This window comes from Johannesbaptistia floridana (assembly GCF_057440575.1).
On record NZ_JALKVM010000008.1, the window covers coordinates 1 to 4,741 of the forward strand.

The window sequence follows — 4,741 nt, forward strand, 5'->3', positions numbered from 1 at the left end:
TTTTTCTGTCTTATTTTGCTGTTTGAGTAAATTTGAGTAGATTTTTAGAAGCGGTTTCGACTACCGAGATTTAGAAATTGCCGATGAAAGTATACTAACTAAATTCCCCCACCTAGCCAGCAAAATTAAAAACTATTTGCATGTTTGATTCACGGAATTTAAATACTATTTGGGCATCTACCATATCTATCACTTTAGGCAAATTAGGACTAAAAACAGCGATAATTAGCCCAGGTTCTAGATCTACCCCCCTAACCCTCGCCTTTGCTCAAAATAAAGCCATTGAAACCCAAGTAATTATCGATGAACGTTCAGCAGCTTTTTTTGCTTTGGGGAAAGCTAAAGCCTCAGGGTTACCAGTAGCTTTAGTCTGTACTTCTGGGACCGCAGGAGCAAATTTTTATCCGGCTATTATCGAAGCTAAATATAGTCATATTCCCCTGTTCATCTTAACAGCAGATCGCCCTCAGGAGTTGCGGGATTGTCGTGCCGGACAAACCATTGACCAGGTAAAATTATATGGTAACTACCCCCAATGGCAACAGGAATTGGCTACCCCTACTGCTGATATTAGTTTACTAAAATATCTGCGTCAAACCATTATTCATGCTTGGTCAAAGGCTATTTTTCCTACTCCAGGAGTAGTCCATCTCAACTGTCCTTTTCGCGAACCCTTGGCGCCTGTAGAAGATAGTCTTAACTGGGAGATACCCGAAGATTTCTTGGCAAAAGTCACACCTAGTTACCCCCTATCTGCAACTAAAACTCTCTTTTATCCCCCTCCTCAATGGTTAAATTGTCAAAAGGGAATCATTATTGCCGGAATTTCTCAACCTCAATCTCCTCAAACCTATTGTCAAGCTATCTCTAACCTATCTACTTATTTAAACTGGCCAATTTTAGCAGAGGCTTTATCACCTTTGAGGAATTACCAGGAAATAGTACCTAATTTAATTTCTAGTTATGATTTTATTCTGCGTCAACCACAATTAGCTAAGGAATTAACTCCTCAAATAGTTATTCAAATTGGAGAGTTACCTACTAGTAAACAATTACGTCAGTGGTTGAGTCTAACTAATCCCCAACGCTGGATTATTACTAATACCCTGGACAATTTAGACCCTCTGCATACCGCCACCACCTATCTTTGGTTAGATATAACTCAATTATCTTTACCCCAAGAAACTAAATCCCATCTCTCTGACTATCTACAATTATGGTGCGCCTATGATGCACAAATGCGTCAACGTATCCATAAAACTTTAACTTCGATACCCCAATTATTTGAAGGCAAAGTATCCTGGTTACTATCTCAGCATCTCCCAGCTAAAACCCCTATTTTTATTGCTAATAGTATGTCTGTACGCTATGCTGAGTTTTTTTGGCAACCCAATAATCAACAATTTGTTCCTTATTTTAGTCGTGGTACCAATGGTATAGATGGAACACTTAGTACTGCTTTAGGAATCGCCCACGCTAATCAAAGCAGTGTTTTATTAACGGGTGATTTGGCCCTTCTACACGATACTAATGGATTTTTGATGACAAGTAAATTTAAGGGACATTTAACTATTATTCTGATTAATAATCATGGTGGCGGTATTTTTGAACATCTCCCTATAGCTAAATTTCCTGATTATTTTGAAGAGTTTTTTGCTACTCCTCAACAGGTAGATTTTGCTTCTCTCTGTAAAAGTTATGGGGTAGAATATCATCTGATTCACCATTGGTCACAATTTATTGAGTTGTTAAATCCTTTGCCTGATACTGGGATTCGGGTTTTAGAATTGAAGTGCGATCGCCAACAAGATTTTCACTTTCTCTCACAATTTAATTTTAATCAATAATTCTCAACAAACTGTAATATTTTAATAGTTTATTTTTTGATAATTACATGTTATAATAATAAAACAATTGATAAGTGTGAAGCAGGTTTTCTGCTCTTTCTTAGTAATGAGTTAACGTATTTACCTCATCATAATAAAAAACGCTATATCATTTCAAAGGACTCATGAGGTTGTACCTAACTCGGAGCCTCGAAAAGGATAACCTTTGTACCTCACCAGCCTTAAAAAGGCTATATATCATCAATTCCTCTTCAAAAGTCAGAATCAAACAATGGATAATATATATAGACTTCAAAAAGATAAATCTTTAAGGATAATTGTTCTAGGATTATGTTTTTTAGTACCAGTTTCTCTATTTGGTTTAACTATAGATGAAAATAATTCTGAAGATTTACCTTTTTTTATAGCAAATTTAATTTTAATTATTGTTATTGCTTCCTTTTACTTCCTCATCAAAGGTGGTCGTTTATATATTCAAAGTAAAGGATATTCACCTAGTTGGGGATGGCTGGGATTACTAAATTTTTTCGGGATTGCTTTATTGTTATTTTTTCCAACAAAAAAATCATTTCGAGAATATAGTGAAAATATTTTTGAAAGAGTTAATATTTTAGAAATATTTTTATATTGGTTGGTAGCAATACCTAGTCTTTTTTTTATACTATACTTTATTTTCTGTTTAATATCTAATTGTTCATTAGATGATAGTAGTTATGATTTTGGAGATTTTTTGTTATTAATATGTGAGACATATTTTTTACTATGGTTATTTAGTAAAATACGAAAAGCGGGATTTAATTTTAAGAGATTTATACTTGACGATCCTAAGATAAATTGGCTACTAATTATAATTTTACTTATTTTAGAAATTGCCTTTTCTTGGTACTTTAGTTCTTTAAATTTATATTATCTTTCTTTTGTTTTTCCTGAGTATGTTGAAAATTATATTAATGAGATAGAATATACAACTGCTTTGGGAATGATCAGTTATTTTATAGGCGCTATTATTTTTGCACCTTTGTTAGAAGAATTTTATTTTCGAGGTCTCATGTTGCAGAAATGGACAATTAAATGGAACGTAAAAAAAGCTATAGTTATCTCTTCTTTAATTTTTGCAATAATACACTTTCGCCATGATGTTTTTCCGTTATTTATTACTGGAGTTCTCTTGTGTGTTCTTTACTTCAAAACGGGGAATTTGAGAGTTCCTATTATTCTTCACTGTCTTTATAATATTGTTGCAGTTGGATATGATAGTCTGTCAAGTAAAGAATTTATTTCTGTAACTAGTTATCAAGAAAGTATTCAAGCTTCCTGGGGGAAAATAGTTATTATAACTGTTATATCTTTTACTTGCTTAATGGGATTTATCTATCATAATTTTCCTAGAGATAATGATTTAATTCCTTACCACCGAAACAGAACATAAATTGTTTAAGTTAAAATTTAGAACAATTTTAAAATATAAAATCCACCAAAAATGTTTATCAGAAACAGAAAAATATGGTAAGATTTTAAGCATTTATTAAATCCAAAAAGGAAATATATGTCTACTTACACAAATGATGAGTTACAAACCATTATGAATGGTCCCATGATGGTGGGAATGGCCATCTCAATGGTTGATTTGGGTATTGTTTCCAGCATGATTGAAGCTACGGCACTAACTAAAGAGATTTTAAACGCTGCCAAAAAATATCCAAATAACTCGATTATTACTTCAACTTTTGCCGAAGAAGTAATCAGAAGTGGTAGAGTTAAACCACAGAAACCAGAAGTTTCTGCTGAGGAAATCACCTCTGGCTCATATCTTCCACCAGAACTTATGTACTAATTTTTTAGGAAAAATGTTCTTTATGGTTAATTCTCTATAATCTTTGTCTCCTAGAGGTTTAACATCAATTCTCTTACTCATTACTCCTTACTCCTTACTCATTACTCAACCCCAACCAGTAGCTTTTGCTAAAGGTGGAAGATCTGATTCTGGCGCTTTCTTGGACAAAGCGATCGCTGCTGTTAATCAAGGGATTGGCGTAGCTGAGAGTAAAGCAACTCCTGAAGAGATTCAAGAGTATAAACAATTTATATATGAATGTGGAGAAGTTGTAGCTGAAGCGGCAGGAAGTGGTTTATTTGGTTCAGGTACTAAAGTTAGCCCTAAAGAAACGGCAGCACTTGAACGTCTAAAAATTGCTCTAGGATTATAGAGAGAAAAGTGTCAGAAATGGGTTCTCAAAACCACTTAAGAACCCCTGAAGATATCTTCTGGTTAATTGAGATTTCTCGTAATACTTTAGAAAGAGATAAGAATCAAAAGAAAAAGATTTATGCCGCAGCACAAATAAAAGAATATTGGGTAATTGATTTAAATGCAAAAGAATTAATTGTCTGGAGAGAACCTAGTCGAGAAGATTACAAAACTAGATTTACCATAAATCAAGGAATCATTTGTCCTGTTACATTTCCTGATTTAGAGTTTCAAGTAAAGCAACTGTTGCCCAATTAACAGCACTCACCTGAGATCTTCCACCAAAACCCACTCATTTACTGGTTGAGGTTGAGTAATGAGTAATGAGTAATGAGTAATGAGTCTAGTAGGGTGCGTTAACGTGCGTGTAACGCACCATAAGTTATGTAATAATCAAGATTTTATATTAAAATAAATAAAATATATTAGTATTTTAAGTTAATTAAATATTCTTGTTATCAAATTGAAACAAACTAGTTTGTATATATGGATAGAAATGAGCTACTTGATATTTTAGAAAATATTACTCCAAGAAAGTCCAGTAGGGTGCGTTAACGAAGTGTAACGCACCACAGGTTATGTAGTAATCAGGATTTTATATTAAAATAAATAAAATATATTAGTATTTTAAGTTAATTAAATATTC

The 4,741-nt window shown here is 33.2% G+C and carries 5 protein-coding genes; all 5 read left to right on the forward strand.

All coding sequences use genetic code 11. The annotated features are described in order from the left end of the window. Positions 1-140: 140 nt before the first annotated feature. On the forward strand, positions 141-1,847 hold the full coding sequence (gene menD, locus MW688_RS00590) for a 2-succinyl-5-enolpyruvyl-6-hydroxy-3-cyclohexene-1-carboxylic-acid synthase (RefSeq protein WP_486733964.1): 1,707 nt from the start codon (positions 141-143) through the stop codon (positions 1,845-1,847). Between the two features lie 271 nt (positions 1,848-2,118). Further along, a complete protein-coding gene (locus tag MW688_RS00595; RefSeq protein ID WP_486733965.1) occupies positions 2,119-3,276 on the forward strand; it encodes a CPBP family intramembrane glutamic endopeptidase in 1,158 nt (385 codons plus the stop codon). Between the two features lie 117 nt (positions 3,277-3,393). Next, positions 3,394-3,681: a hypothetical protein gene (locus MW688_RS00600; protein WP_486733966.1), complete on the forward strand. Its 288-nt coding sequence runs from the start codon at positions 3,394-3,396 to the stop codon at positions 3,679-3,681. Positions 3,682-3,724: 43 nt separating this feature from the next. Next, a complete protein-coding gene (locus MW688_RS00605; RefSeq protein WP_486733967.1) occupies positions 3,725-4,054 on the forward strand; it encodes a hypothetical protein in 330 nt (109 codons plus the stop codon). Between the two features lie 17 nt (positions 4,055-4,071). Then, positions 4,072-4,353 (forward strand): Uma2 family endonuclease, encoded by a 282-nt coding sequence (locus MW688_RS00610; protein WP_486733968.1) that lies wholly within the window; start codon positions 4,072-4,074, stop codon positions 4,351-4,353. The last annotated feature ends 388 nt before the right edge of the window (positions 4,354-4,741 follow it).

Excerpts from the sequence above, each read along its gene's own strand:
- MW688_RS00610 (WP_486733968.1), top strand. The coding sequence starts at position 4,072 with ATGGGTTCTCAAAACCACTTAAGAACCCCTGAAGATATCTTCTGGTTA.
- MW688_RS00595 (WP_486733965.1), top strand. The coding sequence starts at position 2,119 with ATGGATAATATATATAGACTTCAAAAAGATAAATCTTTAAGGATAATT.
- MW688_RS00600 (WP_486733966.1), top strand. The coding sequence starts at position 3,394 with ATGTCTACTTACACAAATGATGAGTTACAAACCATTATGAATGGTCCC.
- menD (WP_486733964.1), top strand. The coding sequence starts at position 141 with ATGTTTGATTCACGGAATTTAAATACTATTTGGGCATCTACCATATCT.